This window comes from Methylobacterium sp. 174MFSha1.1, from assembly GCF_900116815.1.
Classification (GTDB): Bacteria; Pseudomonadota; Alphaproteobacteria; order Rhizobiales; family Beijerinckiaceae; genus Methylobacterium.
In genome coordinates this window covers 70,206-89,117 of sequence record NZ_FPCB01000010.1, presented here as the reverse complement: position 1 = coordinate 89,117, position 18,912 = coordinate 70,206, and the positions used below count along the sequence as shown (strand labels likewise).

Genomic DNA, 18,912 nt, shown 5'->3' with positions numbered 1-18,912 from the left:
CGCCCGCCGGCGGGTTCCGCTCGGTCAGCGCGGCCCAGATCTGCGCCTGCGACTGGACCGGCGCCCCCTCACTCCGCCGGCTGGTGCCGGCCCGCCTCCCCCTCCGGCCGGCTCGCCGGCAACCGGCCGCGGCGCAGCGACAGGACGAGCCGCGTCGCCCCGGTCCCGAGCCGGTCCATGTAGAGGTAGAGCACCGGCGTGATGAACAGGGTGAGGAGCTGCGACACCAGCAGCCCGCCTACCACCGCGACGCCGAGGGGCTGGCGCAATTCGGCGCTCGCCCCGTGGCCGATGGCGATCGGCAGGGTGCCCATCACGGCCGCTGCCGTCGTCATCATGATCGGGCGGAAGCGCAAGGCGCAGGCCTCGCGGATCGCCGCCGCGGGGGCCCAGTTCTGCTCGCGCTGGAGCACCAGGGCGACGTCGATCATCATGATGGCGTTCTTCTTCACGATGCCGATCAGCATCAGCACGCCGATGATCGCGATCACCGAGAGGTCCATCCCGTAGAGCTGGAGCGCGCCCAGCGCCCCGATCGCCGCCGCCGGCAGGCCGGTGAGGATGGTGAGCGGGTGGATGAAGCTCTCGTAGAGGATGCCGAGCACGAGGTAGATGGTGATGACGGCAGCGGCCAGCAGCAGCCCCTGGTTGGCCAGCGCGTCCTGGAACACCTGGGCAGTGCCGGCAAACGTCGTCGTGATGGTGCCCGGCACCCCGAGCGACTCCTTGATCTGGGCGATGCGGTCGACCGCCTGGCCCAGCGCGACGCCGGGGGCGAGGTCGAACGAGATTGTCACCGCCGGCAGCAGGCCGAGCTGGTTGATCGAGAGCGGGCCCGGCACCCGGGTGACGCTCGCCACCGCCGAGAGCGGCACCAGCTTGCCACTGGATGAGCGCAGGCGGATGTCGTCGAGCCGGTCGGCGGTCCAGTTCAGGCGCGGGTCGAACTCGGTGATGACCTGATAGCTGTCGGCGGTGCCGTAGATGGTCGAGACCTGCCGGGTGCCGAAGCCGGTATAGAGCGTCTGGCGGATCTGGTCGGAGGTGATGCCGAGCGCCTGCGCCTTGTCGGTATCGACCGTGACCTTGGCCTGGAGCGCGGCGTTCTGGAGGTCGCTGGTGACGCCCGTGAAGGTCGCGCGGTCACGGGCCAAAGCCTCGGTCAGCCGCTCGGACCAGCGCTCGAGATCGGGGCGGTTCAGGCCCTGCACCACGTACTGGTACTGGCTCTTCGACTGGCGCCCGCCGAGGCGCAGGTTCTGCACCGGAGTGATGAACGAGGTCAGGCCCGGCACCGTGGCGAGATCCCGGCGCAGTTCCGTGAGGGTGCGGGAGAGCGGCGGACGCTGGTCGCGGTCCTTCAATTCGACGAAGAACGAGCCCTGGTTGAGGGTGCCGGAGAAGCCGTTCGAGCCCGCGCGGCTCACCACGTGGGCCACCGCGGGGTGGCGGGCGAGGATCACCTCGGCCTGGTGCTGGAGCGCGCTCATCGCGTCGAAGGACACGTCCTGCCCGGCCTCCGTGGCGATCTGGAGCTGGCCGATATCCTCGGAGGGGAAGAACCCCTTCGGGATCACCACGAACATCCAGGCGGTGAGCGCGACGGAGGCGAAGAACACCATCAGCACCGTGAAGGGCCAGCGCAGGCAGAGATCGACCCCGCGCTCGTAAGCGCCCTGCATCCGGGCGAAGCCGCGCTCGAACAGGTTCTTCTTCTGGCCGTGCCCGGCGGCGTCGGCCGGCAGGCGGGCGGCGAGCATCGGGGTCAGCGTGATGGAGATCACCGCCGAGGCGACGATGGCGATCGTCACCACGATGGCGAACTCGTTGAAGATGCGCCCCACCACCCCACCCATCAGCAGGACGGGGATGAATACCGCGATCAGCGAGATGGTGATCGACAGGATGGTGAAGCCGATCTCGCCGGCACCCTTCAGCGCCGCCTCGAACGGCTTCATCCCGTCCTCGACGTGCCGCACGATGTTTTCGAGCATCACGATCGCGTCGTCGACGACGAGGCCAACCGCGAGCGTGAGGCCGAGGAGCGAGATGTTGTCGATCGAGTAGCCGAGCAGGTACATCGCCCCGAAGGTGGCGATGATCGAGATCGGCACCGCCACCGACGGGATCAGCGTCGCGGCGAGCCGCCCGAGGAAGAGGTAGATCACCGCGACGACGAGGACGATGGTGAGCACGAGCGTGAACTGCACGTCGTGCACCGCCTCGCGGATCGAGGCCGAGCGGTCGTTGACGACGTCGATGGTGCCGCTGCCGCCCAATTGCTCCTGGAACTTCGGCAGCATCGCGCGGACCCGGTCGACCACGTCGACGGTGTTGGCGTCTGGCTGGCGCTGGACGGCGAGCACCAGGCCGCGGGTGCCGTCCTTCCACGAGGCGATGCGGTTGTTCTCGACCGAGTCGATGACCCGGGCGACCTCGCCGAGGCGCACCGGCCGGCCGTTGCGGACCGCCACGATCACGTCGCGGAACGCGTCGGCGTTCATCAGCTGGGTGTTGGTCTGGATGGTGAGGTTCTGGCCGCGGCCCTCGACCACGCCGACCGGCGTCGAGGTGTTGGCGTTCTGGATCGCGGCCTGGACCTCGTCGACGCCGATGCCGCGGGCGGCCAGCACGTTGGGATCGAGCTGGACCCGGACGGCGAATTTCTGGCTGCCGAAGACCAGGACTTGGCCCACGCCCGTGATGGTGGAGAGCGAGGGCGAGATCACCGTCTGGGCGAAGGCGTCGAGCGTCGGCAGCGGCGTCGTCTCGCTCGACAGGGCGAGCAGGATCACCGGCGCGTCGGCGGGGTTGAGCTTGCGGAAGCTCGGCGGGATGGTCAGCTCGATCGGCAGCCGGCGCAGGGTCCGGGTGATCGCCGCCTGCACGTCGGCGGCGGCCTGGTCGATGTTGCGGGACAGCTCGAACTCGACGGTGATCGAGGTGAAGCCCTGGTAGTTCGTCGCCGAGATCGTGGCGATCGACGGGATCGTCGAGAACTCCTTGATCAGGGGCGTCGCCACGGAGGCCGCCATCGATTCCGGCGAGGCGCCGGGGAGCTGCGCGGTGACCGAGATGGTCGGGAAATCCACGGTCGGCAGAGCCGCCACCGGCAGGAAGCGGTAGGCGAACAGCCCCGACAGCGTCAGCGCGATCGAGAGCAGGATCGTGGCGACGGGCCGGCGGATGAACGGGGCCGAGAGATTCATGGGGTCACTCGATCCGGGTGGCGGCGCCGGGCTTGGCCGCCTGCGCCTCGGTCGCGTCCTGCGGGCGCTCGCTGACGGTCAGGCCCGGCCGGACCCGGAACTGGCCCTCGACCACCACCCGCTCGCCGGTCGTCAGGCCCTGGCCCAGGGCGGTGCGGCCGTCGCGGGAGGCCAGCACCTCGATCGTGCGGCGCTCCACCGTGCGGTCGGGCTTCACGACCCAGACGAAGCTGCCCTCCTGCCCCGGCTGCACCGCGGCCTGCGGCACCGTCACGGTCCCGGGGCGCGAGCCGAGATCGACCTCGATCCGGACGTACTGGCCGGGCCACAGCCGGTCGTCCTCGTTCGGGAACAACGCCCAGGCGGTGACGGTGCCGGACGCCTGGTCGACGCTCGAATCGACGAAGGAGAGCCGGCCGGTCGCCAGCACCGCCTCGCCGCCGCTGGGATAGACGCGAACCGGCGCGGTGCCGGGGCGGGCGAGCGCGGCGCGCAAGCCGTCGAGGTCGCGCTCGGGGAGAGAGAAGGTGGCGCGCAGGGGCCGCATCTGCGTGATGGTGACGAGGCCGGTGCCGGCCGATTCGTTGCCCTTCACGAGGTTGCCGGTGGTGACCAGCACCTTGCCGAGGCGGCCCGAGATCGGTGCCCGCACGGTGGTGTAGTCGAGCCGGACCTTGTCGGCCTCGATCGCGGCCTGCGAGGCCGCGACGTTCGCCGACGCGACCTTGGCCTCGGCGGTGGCGACGTCGAACTGGGCCTGCGAGGCGGAGGAGCGCGACAGGAGCTCGCCGACGCGGCGGACGTCGTTCTGGGTGCGGACCTGGGTCGCCTGGTCGCGGGCGAGCGCCGCCTCGTTCCGGGCGAGCTGGGCCCGGATCTCGCGGTCGTCGAGGCGGTAGAGCACGTCGCCGGCCTTCACCACCTGTCCGTCGCGGGCGAGCTGCTCGGTGATGACCCCGTCGATGCGCGGCCGCAGGACCACGCTCGCCATCGGCTCGACCCAGCCCACCGCCGAGCGGGTGAGCGCGAGGTCGGCGACGCCGGCCGCCACCGTGGTCACGACCGGGCGCGCGGCGGCGGGATTGACCGGGGCTGCGGGCGCGGGCGGCGCGTAGGCGAGCGGCAGGTGCTCCGGCAGGTGCCGGGCGAGGTCGGCCGGCAGCGCCCCCCGGGCCGTGCTCCAGGCCGCGCGTGTGTCGCCGCCGTGGCGCTGCACGAGCCATCCCGCCCCGGCCGCGAGGGCGACCAGGAGGACGAGGAGGAGGCGGATCATCGTGGGGCTCCCATGCGCGGCGCGGACGTGTGAGGCGAGGAAGGCGGTGCAGGCCTGGCGCCGAGTCCGTCGAGGAAGAAAGCGGCCACCGCGATCGAGGCCGGCGGACGCCGGCCGGTGCCGTGCACCGCCATGCGGATGCCGCCGAGGATCATCATGACGGCGAGGTCGATGTCGGGCACGTGCAGCTCGCCCGCCGCGACGCCGGCGCGCAGGAGGTCGGCCAGCGCCCCCCGCAACCCGTCGAAGCCCTCGCGCAGCACCCGCCGGCTGCGCTCACCGAACTCGGCGCCGCTGCCTTCGATCGCGGTCAGCGCCGGCGACAGGGCACCGATCCGCTCCAGCACCAGCGCGACCGCATCGCGCAGGCGCGCCGGCGCGTCGACGGCCCGGATCGACCCGATCGCGTCGCGCAACTCGGCGAGCGTCCAGGCGAGGCCGGCGATGAACAGGGCTTCCTTGGTGGGGAAGTAGCGATAGAGCGTCGGCTTGGCGACGCCGGCCGCGGCGGCGACCGCATCCATGTGCACGGCCGCGTAGGGCAGGCCGGAGAACAGGCCCATCCCGGCCTCGAGGATGCGGCGTCGGCGCTCGGGGTCGAGAGACTTGTGATCGAGCGGGCGCTCGGCGGGCGGACGTGCGAGATGGGGGCGATCGGCGTGGCGGGCGGCGTCGCTCATGAAGGCCTAACTGAACTGACGAGTTCAGTTAGCGGCCGAGAGTGTCCGGCTGGCAAGCGTTGGTTTCTGCGACATAGAAGCGCAACACGACCGAGGCGGGAAGATCGATCGCGCAACAACCGTAAGACGGTGCAACACGCGGATGTCGGGGCGTTGAACGACCGCGACGGATCGGGATGGATGGGGCTCAGGTTCGCCCTTCCCGTTCGGGTATGGAACTAGCCGGACTGCACTTTCGATCGTTCACGCTTGGCATCGACTTCGCGCGTGGCGCAGCGATCCAGTCGAAATCTCCGAGCATCGTCCATTTTTATTCGAGCAGGACCCGCCGGTTCATCCCTCCCCCCTCTGCGGGGGAGGGTGCCCCACGGAGTGGGGCGGGAGAGGGGCAGCGCGACGCTGTTCCAGGGAGCGCCCTTCACGACGCCTCCGCCCTATCCGGAAGCGGCGTCCCCTCTCCCGGCTCGCTTACGCTCGCCACCCTCCCCCGCAGAGGGGGGAGGGTTCTGCCGCTGCGGCCGTCGCTTCGGCACCGTGAAGCTTGCGGTGTCGTATGCCGCGACACTGCAATAGGCAGTGCTCTAGACTAGGTGGAACGCGTGCGGCGCGAACAGTCCGACCGCCAGCATGGCGATCCCGGCGATCCCCAGCGCTCCGCCCGCGAAGGCCAGCGCGGCGATGCCGGTGATGACCTGGGCCGAGGCGAGCACGATGCCGATCTGGAAGGCGGCCGATCCCAGCTCGTAATGGTGGTAGCGGGCGAGCGACAGGTCGCGCTTGGCCTCGGCCGCCTTGGCCTTGGCGGCGAGCTCCTTGCGGCCGTCGCCGGAGGCCGGGTCGGATTCCCAGCGCGCCATGGTCTTCGCCCATTCCTCGGTCTGCTTCTTCACCGCGTCGGGCGACGCGCCGGGATCGAGGGCGGCCTGCTCGCCCGCGGTCTTCAGCACCGTGGCGCGGATCGTGCGCGCCTGGAAATAGGCCCACTGGTTGGCGGATTCGACGTTGGCGCCGAGCGCGTCGGTCTGGGCGCTCTTCGCCAGGGTCTCGCCGAGGGCGAGGAAGAGCGCCAGCACCGAGATCAGCAGCGCGACCTTCTTGTTGGAGGCGTCGACCGCCCCGTGACCACCCGACATCGTCGTCTCCCCTCAACCGGCCATGACGGGCGCTCCACGCACCCGGTCTGGCGTAACCCTGCGACAGGACGAAGACCAGCCGCGCCGCGTACGAAGCGGCGAATCGGCGGCATCCGCGCCTTCATAGCCGGGCCGCGGGACCGCGCCAGCCCCCGCTTGCGGCGCGCGGCCGGACCGGGCAGGCCTCTCGCGACGGCCCCGCGCGCGGGCCGGCCCGGAGAGACGCCCCTCATGTCGCCTGCCCGCCTCCTCCTCCCGCTGCTCGCCGGCCTCGCGGCCGCCCTCCCCGCCCGGGCCGCGGGGCCGGACTGGCCCGACACCTACCTCTCCCGCGTCGAGGCGACGGCGGTGATGCAGAGCCTCAACGCCGCCCTGCTCGCGAGCCGCAGCGCCACCGCGACGCTGGAGGGCTGGTGCGCCGCCCACCGCATGGCCGAGGCGCCGCGCCTCGTCGCCTGGCTGGAGCGGGGCGTCGACAAGCCGGCCTCGCCGGAGACCCGCAAGCGCCTCGCCGTCGGGCCCGAGGAGCCCCTGCGCTACCGCCGGGTGCGGCTCGCCTGCGGCGACCACGTCCTGTCCGAGGCCGACAACTGGTACGTGCCGGCCCGCCTGACCCCGGAGATGAACCGGGTGCTGGAGACCACCGACACGCCGTTCGGCCGGGCGGTGTCGTCGCTGGGCACCACCCGCCAGACCGTCGGCGCCGAGCCGCACTGGCAGCCCCTGCCGGAGGGCTGGGACCAGGCGGCGCCCCCGGCCCCGGCCTGCGGCACGCTCGGCGTGCCGGAGCACCTGTTCAGCCACCGCGCAGTGCTGTTCACGGGCGAGCGGCAGCCGTTCTCGGAGGTGGTCGAGACCTATACGCGCGAGGTCCTGGACTTCCGGCGCGCCCCCCGCCCGGCCGATCCCGCCTGCCCCAAGCCCTGACTCCTAAGCCCTGACCGTTACGGGGTGGGCAGCAGACTTGCATGGCGGGCAGGAACCCGGATGCTCCGGATCTGTATCCTCACCCCGGACCGGACGGAGGCCGCCCCAGGCGAATGGACACCACCCTCACCCTGCTCGACCTCTGCGGCGCGGTCGCGCTGCTGCTCTGGGGCATCCACATGGTGCAGACCGGGGTGCAGCGCGCCCTCGGACCGCACCTGCGCCGCCTGCTCGGGGTGGCGCTCGGCAACAGGGTGAAGGCGCTGGCGGCGGGCCTCGGCGTCACGGCGCTCCTCCAGAGCAGCACCGCCACCGGCCTGATGGTTGCCTCCTTCGCCGGGGCCGGGCTGGTGGCGGTGGTGCCGGCGCTCGCCGTGATGCTCGGCGCCAATATCGGCACCACGCTCATCGTGCAGGTCCTGTCCTTCGACGTCGCCCGGGTGGCGCCGGTCCTGGTGCTGGTCGGCGTGATCCTGTTTCGCCGCGGCGCCGACCCGCGCACCCGCGACATCGGCCGGGCGGCGATCGGCCTCGGGCTGATGCTGATGGCGCTCGCGCGCCTCGTCGAGGTCATCACCCCCTACGAGGACGTGCCGGCCCTGCGGGTGCTGCTCGGCGCCGTCGCGACCGACCGGCTGATCGCCCTGATGCTCGGCGCGGTGCTGACCTGGGCGGCGCATTCGAGCGTCGCCATCGTGCTCCTGGTGATGTCGTTCACGCAGGCCGGGGTGCTGCCGCTGGAGGCCGGGATGGCGCTCGTGCTCGGGGCCAATCTCGGCTCGGCCCTCAACCCGGTGCTGGAAGGGTCTCGCGATGGCGAGGCCGCCGGACGCCGGGTGGCGCTCGGCAACCTCGTCACCCGGGCGCTGGGCTGCGCGGTCGCCCTGCCCTGCCTCGGTCTGATCGGCCCGCTCCTCGTGACCTGGCAGCCCGACCTGTCGCGGGCGGTGGCGGATTTCCACACCGCCTTCAACCTCGCCCTCGCGCTCGTTGTCCTGCCGCTCCTCGACCCCTTCGCGGCCCTGCTGCGCCGGATGGTGCCGGAGCGGATCGACGCCCACGATCCCGGCCGGCCGATCCACCTCGACGAGGCCGCCCTGGAGACGCCCCCGGTGGCGCTCGGGGCCGCCGGCCGCGAGGCCCTGCGGATGGCCGACGTGCTGGCCGAGATGATGAGCGGCGCCGGCGAGGCGCTGACCGGCGGCGACCGCACGCGGGTGGCGCAGATCCGCCGGATGGACGACACCCTCGACCGGCTCAACGCCGCCATCAAGGCCTACCTCGTCCGCCTCGATCCCGAATCCTTGAGCGAGGACGACGAGCGCCGGATCGCGGGGCTGCTGGCCTTCACCACCCACCTGGAGCATGCCGGCGACATCCTCTCGCGCAACGTGATGACCCATGCGGCCAAGCGCCTGAAGCGGGGGCTCGCCTTCTCGGCGGAGGGCAAGGCGGAGGTGGGGGCGCTGCTGGCGCGGCTGTCAGCGAATCTCAGCGCGGCGGGCGCCGCCTTCCTGACCGAGGATCCCCGCGCCGCCCGGCGGCTGGCCGACGAGAAGGCGGTGTTTCGCGATCTCGAGGCGCGGGCGACCGAGGCGCATTTCCGCCGCCTGCGCGAGGCCGGCCCCGGCTTGGGGCCTGCCGAGGCCACGGCGCTCTATCCCGACCTCGTGCGCGACCTGAAGCGGGTCAACGATCATCTGGTGGCGGGAGCGGCCTACCCGATCCTGGAGACGCGGGGCGCCCTGCGGGCGAGCCGGCTCGAAGAGCCGTGAGCGCGAGCAATCGATCACGGCTCGGCGGGCATCCGCCGTCCTTCCTCAGCGTCCGCTCGCGCCGCCCGGCAATCGTGTCCGCCGCTACACCCGCCGCCCCTCTTCCGAGAACAGCGCCCCCCGCCCCGGATCGAAGGTCAGCGCGATGGTCTCCCCCAGCACCGGCGCCGCATCCCCCGGCAGCCGGGCCAGCACCCGCTCCTCGCCGGTCACCACCGTCACCAGGGTATCCGCCCCGAGGGGCTCGACGAGGGAGATGACGCCCCGGATTGCCGGGCCCTCCCCGCCGAGGCTCAGGTGCTCCGGCCGGATGCCGAAGGAGGCGCGGCCCGCATGCGCGCTGCGGGTCGGGATGCGCTCGCCGCCCGGCAGGGTGACGGCGCCCCCGGACACGTCGACCCGGACGAAGTTCATCGCCGGCGAACCGATGAAGCTCGCGACGAAGCGCGAGGCCGGCGCCCGGTAGAGCTCGGTCGGGGTGCCGATCTGCTCGATGCGGCCCTCCTTCAGCACCACGATGCGGTCGGCGAGCGTCATCGCCTCGACCTGGTCGTGGGTGACGTAGATCATCGTGGCGCCGAGGCGCTGGTGGAGCTGCTTGATCTCGGCCCGCATGTCGACGCGGAGCTTGGCGTCGAGGTTGGAGAGCGGCTCGTCGAACAGGAAGATCTTGGGATCGCGCACCATCGCCCGGCCCATCGCGACGCGCTGGCGCTGGCCGCCGGAGAGCGCCTTCGGCTTGCGGTCGAGGAGGTGGCCGATCTGCAGGACTTCCGCCACGCGGTCGACCTTGGCGGCGACGGTCTTCTTGTCGACGCCCGCCATCTTCAGGCTGAAACCGATATTGGCCGCGACGGACATGTGGGGATAGAGCGCGTAATCCTGAAACACCATCGCGATGTCGCGCTGCCAGGGGGCGAGCCCGTTCACCACGCGTCCGTCGATGGCGATCTCGCCGTCCTGGAAGTCCTCGAGCCCGGCGATCATGCGCAGAAGCGTGGACTTGCCGCAGCCGGAGGGCCCGACGAAGACGACGAACTCGCCGGGCGAGACGTCGAAGCTGAGCGAGCGGATGACCTCGGCGGTGCCGTAGCGCTTGACGACGTTGCGGATCGAGAGAGCCGACATCGGGTCTATCCCTTCACCGCCCCGGACGACAGGCCCGAGACGAGTTGGCGTTGGACGAGGAGGGCGAGGACGAGGGGCGGCAGCGCGATCATGGTGGCGGCGGCCATCAGGGCGCCCCAGTTGGTCACCCCCTCGCCGATGAAGTTGAACGACGCGACGATCGCCGTCTTGGTGTCGAAGCCCGACAGGGCGAGCGCGAACAGGAAGTAGTTCCAGGTGAAGACGAAGCAGAGGATCGCCGCCACCACCAGTCCCGGCGCGACAAGGGGGAGCGCGATGCGCCACAGGATCGCGTGCGGCCGGCAGCCATCCATCTGCGCCGATTCGATCAGCGCCCGCGGCAGGGCGTCGAAATAGGGTAGCAGCGTCCAGAGCGCGACCGGCACGGTGATTGCCCCGTGGGTCAGGATCAGCACCGTGTAGGTGCCGACGAGGTCGACCTGCGAGAACAGGATGAACCAGGGCAGCAGGAACAGCGTGCCCGGCGCCATGCGGGCGAACAGCGTCAGCGTCGCCGGCCAGGTGGTGCGGTGCCAGGAGATCGCGAAGGCGGCGGGCGCGCCGAGCGCCAGCCCGAGCAGGGTCGCGCCCGCCGCCACCACCAGGCTGTTCCAGGTGTTGTGCAGGAAGTCGGTGCGCAGAAAAAGTTCGCGGTAATTGTCGAGGGTCGGCGTGAAGATCAGCTGCGGCGGCAGCGCCATCACGTCGCGGCTGACCTTGAACGAGGACAGGACCATCCAGGCGAGCGGCGCCAGGACCGCGACCAGCATCGCGACGACTTGCAGGCGGCCGAGGATCCGGCGGGGTGCAGTGGGGGCCATCGGCGGATCCTCAGTAGCTGAGCGCGCGCCGCAGGCGGGCGAAGACCATGACGGTGCACAGGACGACGAGGGAGAGCGTCAGCATCGCCGCCGAGGCGTGGCCGAAGCGCGAGAACTCGAAGCCCTGCTGGTAGGCGTACATGTTCATGGTGGTCGAGGCGTTGCCCGGCCCGCCGCGGGTGGCGATGAAGACGAGGTCGAAGAAGCGCAGGAGATCGACCGAGCGCAGGACCGCCGCGGTGAGCAGCGTCGGCCCGAGGAGCGGCAGGGTGACGTAGACGAAGCGGCGCCAGCCGATCACCCCGTCGACCTCGGCCGCCTCGAACACGCTCGCCGGCAGGGATTGCAGGCCGCCGAGCACGATCAGCCCGACGAACGGCGCCCATTGCCAGGTATCGACCAGCGCGACGCTGAGGAGCACCCAGCGCGGGCTCGCGAGCCACAGGAGCGGACCCACCCCGACCGTGCCGAGCAGCCAGTTCACGATGCCGACGGAAGGGTCGAGGATCACGATCGCCAGCATGCCGACCACCACCGGCGGCATCATGAACGGCGTGATGGCGATGGTGCGCACGAGGTGGCGGGCGGTCCTGACGCCGTTGAGCACGATGCCGAGCCAGGTGCCGAGCACGAGCTGCATCGAAAGCGCCACCGCGTAGAGCAGCCAGGTCACCTGGAAGGCGTTGAGGAATTCCGGGTCGCTCGCGAGGTTCAGGTAGTTGTCGAGGCCGACGAAGCGCGGCTCTGTCCCGAGCGAGGCGTCCTGGAGCGAGATCCAGGCGGCGTAGACGAGCGGGAAGACCATCATCAGGACGACGAAGGCCACCGCCGGCCAGACCATCCAGGAGAACGAGATCTTGCGCTGGCCGCGATGCGCCCGCTCGGGGGCGATCGTGACGGCTGGGCTGGCGATGGTGCTCACGCGTGTCCCCCGTGGCGGGATGTCGGTCGGTGTCGGACGACGATCCGACCCTGAACCTCGTCCTGAACGTCCGTTCGAATCTGTCGACTGACTTCAAACCCTCCTCGTCATCCCAGGGCCGCGCAGCGGAACCCGGGATCCATAACCGCCGAGGTTTCAGGATGAGGCGGAACGCTGACAGACCCTTCCTCCAGCCTCAGCGGTTATGGATCCCGGGTTCTCACCTTCGGCGAGCCCCGGGATGACGCGGAGAGTTGGAAACGTGCGAGCTACTGCAGCTTGAGCAGCGCCGCGTCCGCGTCGCAGGCGGCCTGCTGCGGGGTCTTCTGGCCGAGGACCACCTCCTGCGCCGCCCGGCCGATGATCTCGCGGGTCTCCGGTACCCGGTCGGTCGGCGAGGCGTAGTCGCCGGTGCCGCGCCGGCTGATCTCGCTCACCGCCGCGACCCATTGCTGGCGCACCGGCTTCTGGCTCGCCCAGGCCCGCATCCCCTCGCCCTCGAAGACCGAGGTGCGGGACGGCGCGACTCCGCGATCGACCAGGGTGGCCTGCATCTCGGGCGAGGTCGCCCATTGCAGGAAGTACCAGGACGGGCCCTTGCGGCGGGAATACTCGGAGATCGACAGGCCCCAGCCGAAGCCGATCGGCTGCGACACGCCGCTCGCACGCCCCTTCGGCAGCAGCTTGATGCCGAGATCGTCCTCACGGCCCGGATACTTCATGATATTGGAGAACTCGTTCGAGGATTCGTGGGTCATGGCGACCTTGCCCTGGCCCAGAAGCTCGACGACCTGCGGGAAGCTGTGGTTGGTCGCACCCACCGGTCCGTAATCCTTGAGGAGATCGGTGTAGAGCGTCAGCCCCGCGACCGATTCCGGCCGGCACAGGCCGGGCTTCGTCCCGTCCACCGACTTGAAGCCGCCGCCCATGTTGAACACGAAGGCGGCCATCGGGTACGGCACGGCGTTGCGCACGCCGCGGGCGGCCCAGGCGTTGATCGACGGATCGCAGGCCTTGATCTTGCGCGCCGCGTCGAGGATGTCCTCGAGATATTCCGGCACCGTGACGTTGCACTTGGCGAAGATATCCTTGCGCCAGTAGAACAGCGGACCCTCGACGTTGATCGGCAGGCCGGTGAGCCTGCCCCCGAAGGTCTCGTTGCGGATCAGGCCGGCGCCGAAATCGTCGATCTTGAAGTCCGGTGCGGTCTGGCTCGGATCGTTCAGCATCGGCGCGACGTCGGCGTACCAGCCGGCCTTGTTGTAGACGGCGCCCTCGCGGATCTTGAGCGAGATGTAGACGTCGACGTCGGAGGATTTGGCCTGGAGCAGCGTGTTCAGCCGCGCCCGCTGCGGGTCCTCGTTGAGGATCTCGATGCGCAGCTTGATCCCGGTCTTGTCGGTGAATTGCTGCGCCATCTCCCGGACGGCGTTGCCCCAGGGATGGTTGGTGAGGACGAGGTTGATGGTCTGGCCGTCGTACCGCTTCCAGTCGAAGCCCTCGGCGGCGGCCGGGGCCGCGCCGGCGAGGCAGGCGATGAGGCCGGCGAGGGCGACGGCCGGCCCGCGTCTCCCCACGGTCCGGGAGCGGGAACGGGTCGAGGCTCTCGCGTGCGGCGTCGTCGTCATGGTTCCTCCTCGGACCGGATCCCCGGTTCTCGTTCGCGCGGCCGGCCTGCGATCAGGCTCTCGGCCTCCGCTGTTAGGCAACCCTTTAGCGATTGACAGACTGACATGTCAATGAGAGAAGAGTGACATGAAACAGCGCGACCAAGCCTACGACGCCTTCGTCCAGCAATTGCTGGACGGGCGCCTGGCGCCGGGCTCCTTCGTGACGCAGCGTGAGCTGGTGGCGCTCACCGGCCTGCCCCTCGGCGCGGTGCGCGAGATGATCCCGCGGCTGGAGGCCGACGGGTTGATCTCGACCCTGCCGCAGCGCGGGCTCCAGGTCGCGGCGGTCGACCTGCGGCTGGTGCACGAGGCGTTCGGGCTGCGCGAGATCATCGAGACCGCGGCGGTGGCGCATTTCGCCCGCACCGCGCCGGCCTCCCTGGTGGCGTCCTTGCGGGCCGCCCATGCGCGGATCAGCGCGCAGGCGCGAGAGGGCGTCACCGAGGCGCTGATCGCCGAGGCGCAGGCGACCGACTGGGGGTTTCACGATGCGGTCGTCGCCCATCTCGGCAACGGTCTCGTCTCGGAGATCCACCGGGTGAACCTCATCCGCATCCGGGTCATCATGCAGAGCCGCGTCGCGCTCTCCCCCGAGGTGCTGCCCCCCGCCTTCGCCGAGCATGCCGCCATCCTGGCGGCTGTGGAGGAGCGCGACGCCGACGGGGCGGCGGCGGCCCTGCGCCGGCACCTCGACACCTCGCGCCGCCGGGCGCTCGGCCTCGACACCGGCCGGGAGGCCGACCGGCACGAGGCGACCTCGTCGCTCCCTGCCGGCGGGCACGAAGCGCCCTCACCCCTCGTCTCCAACGGGCGTGAAACGCCCGCATCCCGTGATTCTAACGGGCGCGAATCGCCCTCTCGGAGGACCGCATGACCAACGCCATCACCGGCCTGTGGGTCGCCCTCGCCACGCCGCTCGACGCGACCGGCGCGGTCGATCACGGCGCCCTCGTGCGCCACGTCCGGTTCCTGATGGACCGGGGCTGCGACGGCGTGGTGCCGTTCGGCACCACCGGCGAGGGCACCTCGTTCTCGGGCGCCGAGCGCCTCGCCGCGGTCGAGGCCCTGCTCGCCGCCGGCATCCCGGCTTCGCAGATCGGCCTCGGCACCGGCTACCCGGCGATTCCGGACAGCATCGCGCTGACCAAGGCGGCGCTCGGCCTCGGCCTCGTCCACGCCCTGGTGCTGCCGCCCTATTTCTACCGCGACGTGACCGAGGCGGGCATCGTCGACGCCTTCGCGGCGATCCTCGACGGCGTCGGCGACGACCGCCTGCGGGCGACGCTCTACCACATCCCGCAGACCTCCGGCGTCGGCCTGCCGCCGGCGGCGGTCGCGACCCTGCGCGCCCGCTACGGCCGGCTCGTCGCCGGCGTGAAGGACAGCTCGGGCGACTTCGCCCAGTTCCAGGCCTTCCGGGCGGCGGCCCCCGAGGTCGCGGTCTGCGTCGGCAACGAGGCGGATATCGGCCGGGCCCTCGCCGAGGGCGGGGTCGGGACGATCTGCGGCATGGCCAACATCGTCCCCGACCTGGTGCGAGCGATGTTCACCGATCCCGCCGCCGCCGAGCCGATGCGGGCGGCGATCGGCCTGATCCGCGGGCCGTTCGTGCCGGTGCTGAAATCCGCCATGGCGGCGATGATCGGCGAGCCCGCCTTCGGCCGGGTGCGCGCGCCGCTCGTCGCAGCGGAGGCAGGGGCGGGGCAGCGCATCGCCGCCGAGCTCGCCGGCCTGTCGCGCGCGGCGGCGGCTTAAGGGCTGTCCGGCGGTTTCCGTATGGTTTGTCCGAATAAAGATAGGGCGCGCCTCCCCTCTCCCGTGTGGGAGAGGGGCCGGGGGGTGAGGGTGACACGCTTCCGTGCAAAGCTGAGAGCATCGTGCCAGCAGCGTGACGGTTCAGATTTACTCGGAAACGCGCCACCCTCACCCCTACCCCTCTCCCACACGGGAGAGGGGATCCCGCGCTCGACTGATTTTTGGACAGGTTAGACAAAACCCGTATAGGACCATCCACACGAGCGGCGATCCACGCCGCCTCTGGGAGGAGAGACCTGCATGACGGCGATGCCGGACGCGTCCCGCAGCGAGGCGGTGGTGGCCGCCCTCGTGGCGGAGCTGGGCGACAGGACGGTGCTCACCGGCGCCGGGCTGCCGGAGCGCAACGACTCCGACTGGAGCACGCTAGGGCCGCAAAGCCCCCTCGCGGTGGTCCGGCCCACGACCACCGAGGCCGTCGCCGCCGCGATGCGGATCTGCGCCCGGCACGGCGTGCCGGTGGTGCCGCAGGGCGGCCTCACCGGCCTGTGCGGGGGCGCCCGCCCCCTCCCCGGCTCGGTCGCCCTGTCGCTGGAGCGGATGACCGGAATCGAGGCGATTGACGAGGCCTCCGCCACCATGACGGTCAAGGCCGGCACGCCGCTCCAGGTGGTGCAGGAGGCCGCCGACGCGGCCGGTTTCCTGATCCCGCTCGATCTCGGGGCGCGTGGCTCCTGCGCCATCGGCGGCAACGCCTCCACCAATGCCGGCGGCAACCGGGTCATCCGCTACGGCATGACCCGCGAAATGATCCTCGGCCTGGAGGTGGTGCTGCCCGACGGCAGCATCGTCACCAACCTCAACCGGATGATCAAGAACAACGCCGGCTATGACCTCAAGCACCTGTTCATCGGCTCGGAGGGCACGCTCGGCATCATCACCCGGCTGGTCCTGCGGCTGTTCCCGAAGCCCGCCTGCACCTTCGCGGCGCTCTGCGCCCTGCCGGATTACGATTCCGTGGTCGGGCTCCTCACGGCGGCCCGCCGGGGCCTCGGGCCGATGCTCTCGGCCTTCGAGGTAATGTGGCCGGATTACTGGGAGACGATCGGCGCCATGCCGGGCGTGCGGGTGCCGCTGCCTCAAGGACACGCCGCCTATTGCCTGATCGAAGCGCAGGGCACCGACGAGACCTTCGACGGGCCCCGCTTCGAGGCCTGGCTCGAAGCGCAGGCCGAGGCGGGACTGCTCGCCGACGCGGTTCTGTCCCGCTCGGTCGCCGACGTGAAGGCGTTCTGGGGCGTGCGCGACGCCTGCTCGGAATTCCCGCAGGTGCTGGGGCCGCACGAGCCGTTCGACATCGGCCTGCCGGTCGCCGCGATGGACGCGTACGTCCGGGCCTGCAAGGCGGCGTTGACCGAGCGCCTGCCCGGCATCACGGCGTTGTTCTACGGCCATATCGGCGACGGCAACCTGCACATCGTCGCCGGCGTGAAGGGCGCGAGCCCGCAGCCGAAGGACGTGATCCAGGAGGTGGTCTATGGCCTGGTGCGGGATTTCGGCGGCACGGTCTCGGCCGAGCACGGGATCGGCTTGACGAAGAAACCCTGGCTCGGCCACGTCCGCTCGGAGCCCGAGATCGCCCTGATGCGGCGCCTCAAGGCGGCCCTCGATCCGGACGGGGTGCTGAATCCCGGCAAGGTCGTGTGACAAAGGTCCTGTGAGCGGAGAAACCCCGTGATCGTGTGCTTCGGCTCCCTCAACGCCGACCTGATCTTCCGCCTGCCCGAGGTGCCGCGCTCGGGCCAGACGCTGCTCGCCGACGACCTCGCGGTGCAGGCGGGCGGCAAGGGGGCGAACCAGGCGGTGGCCGCGTCCCGGGACGGGGCCGAGGTCGCGATGGTCGGCGCGGTCGGGGACGATGCCCTGGCCGAGGTGGCGCTCTCGGGCCTGCGCGAGGCCGGGGCCGACACCGCCCGGGTCCGCCGGGTGGCGGCCGCGACGGGCTGCGCCTCGATCTGGATCGACGCGGCCGGCCGCAACCGCATCGTGGTGGCGCTCGGCGCCAACGGGCACACGCGGGCCGACCAGATCGCGGATGCCGACCTCGCCCGGGCGACCTCGTTGCTCCTGCAGATGGAGGTCGATCCCGCCGAGACCACCGCCCTGCTGCGCCGGGCCCGGATTCTGGGCGTCCGCAGCATCCTCAACCTCGCCCCGGCCCTGCCGCTCGACATCGACGCCTTGCGCCTCGCCGGCCTCCTCGTCGTCAACGAGGACGAGGCGGAGGCGACCGCCGCGCGGCTCGGCTGCGCGCCGGAGGCCGCCTCCCTGCGGGCGGCGCTCGGCATCGACGTGGTGCGCACCCTCGGCGAGGCCGGCTCCGAGGCAGCGACGGCGGACGGCGCCTGGCATGTCCCGGCCCGGGCGGTCGACCCGGTCGACACCACGGCGGCGGGCGACTGCTTCGTCGGCGTGCTCGCCGCCGCGCTCGACCGCGGCGCGCCCTTGCGCGCGGCGATGGAGCGGGCGAGCGTGGCGGCCGCCCTCGCCTGCGGGCGGCGCGGCAGCCAGGCGAGCCTGCCGTGGCGGGCGGAGACCGACGGGGCCCTCAGCGCCTGATCAGGCGGGGCAGGTCGCCGGGTCCGCCGGCGACGGGAAGGCGGCCTCGCGCGCCTTGATGAGGGCGACCACCGTGTCGTTGACCGGGGTCGGCACGCCGCAACGCCGCCCCAGGCGCGGGATCGAACCGTTGATCGCCTCGACCTCGCCGCGGCGCCCGGCGCGGTGGTCGAGCAGCATCGAGGGCCGCGCTTCCGGGATCTTGCCGCCGAGCCGGCGAATGTGCTCGACCGGATCGCCGACCTGGAGCGTCACCCCCATCGCCGCCGCCACGGCGATCGCCTCCTCGGCGCAACCCCGCGCCACGCTCCACGCCTCCGGATCCGCCATCACCCCGCCGATGGTGAGGCCCGTGAGCGTCGTGGTGCCCGAGAAGGTGACGTTCATGATCAGCTTCTCCCACACCATCCGGCCGAGATCGTCGAACAGGCTGACCTTGAACCCGGCCGATTCCCAGATCGCCGCCGAGGCCTCCAGGCGCTCCCGCTCCAGGCCCGCGAAGGCGCCGAAGCGGATCATCTCGAGCCCGTTATGGTGCGCATGGCCGGGCCCGCGCATCGAGGCGCCGAAGCCGCCCACCACCCCGACGGCGATCCGGTCCGGATCGATCACGGCGGCCGCCACCTCCGGCGAGCCGAGCCCGTTCTGGATCGTCTGCACCACGGTGTCCGGCCCGATCAGGGGCGCGCAGCTCTCGGCCGCCGCCGCGACGTCGAAGGCCTTGGTGGCGATGATGACGAGGTCGCACGGACCGATCCCCTCGGGCGTCGTGCCGGCGCTCGCCAGCCGCACGGTCCGGTCGCCGCTCGCGCCCTCGACGCGCAGGCCGCGCTCGCGCATCGCCGCCGCATGGTCGGCCCAGAGCGTGACGGCGTGCACCGCGTGACCCGCCGACGCCATCAGCGCCGCGTAGACCGAGCCCATTGCCCCGCAGCCGACGATCCCGACCTTCGCCATCCTGCCCCTCCCGTGGTGCGGGCGCCTTGCGCGAGGGGCCCGG

General features: G+C 71.5%; 15 protein-coding genes. 6 read left to right on the top strand and 9 right to left on the bottom strand.

Annotation, left to right across the window (positions count from 1 at the left end; all coding sequences use genetic code 11):
• Positions 1 to 68: 68 nt before the first annotated feature.
• The 4 genes from BM430_RS09300 to BM430_RS09285 all read right to left on the bottom strand — a co-directional run bounded on the left by BM430_RS09300 (position 69) and on the right by BM430_RS09285 (position 6,295).
• Positions 69 to 3,209 (bottom strand): efflux RND transporter permease subunit, encoded by a 3,141-nt coding sequence (locus tag BM430_RS09300; protein WP_093566973.1) that lies wholly within the window; start codon positions 3,207 to 3,209, stop codon positions 69 to 71.
• A 4-nt stretch (positions 3,210 to 3,213) separates the two neighbouring features.
• Complete coding sequence (locus tag BM430_RS09295; protein ID WP_093566972.1) at positions 3,214 to 4,482, bottom strand: efflux RND transporter periplasmic adaptor subunit; 1,269 nt, start codon at positions 4,480 to 4,482, stop codon at positions 3,214 to 3,216.
• On the bottom strand, positions 4,479 to 5,162 hold the full coding sequence (locus tag BM430_RS09290; RefSeq protein ID WP_244539401.1) for a TetR/AcrR family transcriptional regulator: 684 nt from the start codon (positions 5,160 to 5,162) through the stop codon (positions 4,479 to 4,481). Before BM430_RS09290 ends, BM430_RS09295 begins: the two co-directional genes overlap by 4 nt.
• Positions 5,163 to 5,743: 581 nt before the next feature.
• Positions 5,744 to 6,295, bottom strand: a complete 552-nt coding sequence (locus tag BM430_RS09285; RefSeq protein ID WP_093566971.1) for a DUF4337 family protein — start codon at positions 6,293 to 6,295, stop codon at positions 5,744 to 5,746.
• A 231-nt stretch (positions 6,296 to 6,526) separates the two neighbouring features.
• On the opposite strand from BM430_RS09285, the gene BM430_RS09280 reads away from it, so the two are divergent.
• Complete coding sequence (locus BM430_RS09280; protein WP_093566970.1) at positions 6,527 to 7,222, top strand: hypothetical protein; 696 nt, start codon at positions 6,527 to 6,529, stop codon at positions 7,220 to 7,222.
• A 113-nt stretch (positions 7,223 to 7,335) separates the two neighbouring features.
• Positions 7,336 to 8,997, top strand: a complete 1,662-nt coding sequence (locus BM430_RS09275; RefSeq protein ID WP_093566969.1) for a Na/Pi cotransporter family protein — start codon at positions 7,336 to 7,338, stop codon at positions 8,995 to 8,997.
• A gap of 84 nt (positions 8,998 to 9,081) precedes the next feature.
• Here the strand turns inward: BM430_RS09275 and ugpC are convergent, their stop codons facing one another.
• From ugpC to BM430_RS09255, 4 genes are all read right to left on the bottom strand, one after another.
• Positions 9,082 to 10,125 (bottom strand): ABC transporter ATP-binding protein, encoded by a 1,044-nt coding sequence (gene ugpC / locus BM430_RS09270; protein ID WP_093566968.1) that lies wholly within the window; start codon positions 10,123 to 10,125, stop codon positions 9,082 to 9,084.
• Positions 10,126 to 10,130: 5 nt separating this feature from the next.
• Positions 10,131 to 10,946, bottom strand: a complete 816-nt coding sequence (locus BM430_RS09265; RefSeq protein WP_093566967.1) for a carbohydrate ABC transporter permease — start codon at positions 10,944 to 10,946, stop codon at positions 10,131 to 10,133.
• A gap of 10 nt (positions 10,947 to 10,956) precedes the next feature.
• Complete coding sequence (locus BM430_RS09260; protein WP_244539400.1) at positions 10,957 to 11,868, bottom strand: carbohydrate ABC transporter permease; 912 nt, start codon at positions 11,866 to 11,868, stop codon at positions 10,957 to 10,959.
• Positions 11,869 to 12,137: 269 nt separating this feature from the next.
• Positions 12,138 to 13,496 (bottom strand): ABC transporter substrate-binding protein, encoded by a 1,359-nt coding sequence (locus BM430_RS09255; protein WP_093566966.1) that lies wholly within the window; start codon positions 13,494 to 13,496, stop codon positions 12,138 to 12,140.
• A 127-nt stretch (positions 13,497 to 13,623) separates the two neighbouring features.
• Here BM430_RS09255 and BM430_RS09250 point away from each other — a divergent pair, with 127 nt between their 5' ends.
• The 4 genes from BM430_RS09250 to BM430_RS09235 all read left to right on the top strand — a co-directional run bounded on the left by BM430_RS09250 (position 13,624) and on the right by BM430_RS09235 (position 17,912).
• Complete coding sequence (locus BM430_RS09250; RefSeq protein ID WP_093566965.1) at positions 13,624 to 14,412, top strand: GntR family transcriptional regulator; 789 nt, start codon at positions 13,624 to 13,626, stop codon at positions 14,410 to 14,412.
• The gene (locus BM430_RS09245; RefSeq protein WP_093566964.1) at positions 14,409 to 15,293 is read left to right on the top strand and encodes a dihydrodipicolinate synthase family protein; all 885 of its coding nucleotides are present in this window, start codon (positions 14,409 to 14,411) and stop codon (positions 15,291 to 15,293) included. Before BM430_RS09250 ends, BM430_RS09245 begins: the two co-directional genes overlap by 4 nt.
• Before the next feature lie 309 nt (positions 15,294 to 15,602).
• A complete protein-coding gene (locus tag BM430_RS09240; RefSeq protein ID WP_177303001.1) occupies positions 15,603 to 17,000 on the top strand; it encodes an FAD-binding oxidoreductase in 1,398 nt (465 codons plus the stop codon).
• A gap of 27 nt (positions 17,001 to 17,027) precedes the next feature.
• Entirely contained in the window at positions 17,028 to 17,912 is an 885-nt protein-coding gene (locus BM430_RS09235) for a ribokinase (protein ID WP_093566962.1), read from the top strand.
• Here the strand turns inward: BM430_RS09235 and BM430_RS09230 are convergent, their stop codons facing one another.
• Positions 17,913 to 18,869, bottom strand: a complete 957-nt coding sequence (locus tag BM430_RS09230) for a ketopantoate reductase family protein (RefSeq protein ID WP_093566961.1) — start codon at positions 18,867 to 18,869, stop codon at positions 17,913 to 17,915.
• Positions 18,870 to 18,912 lie beyond the last annotated feature (43 nt).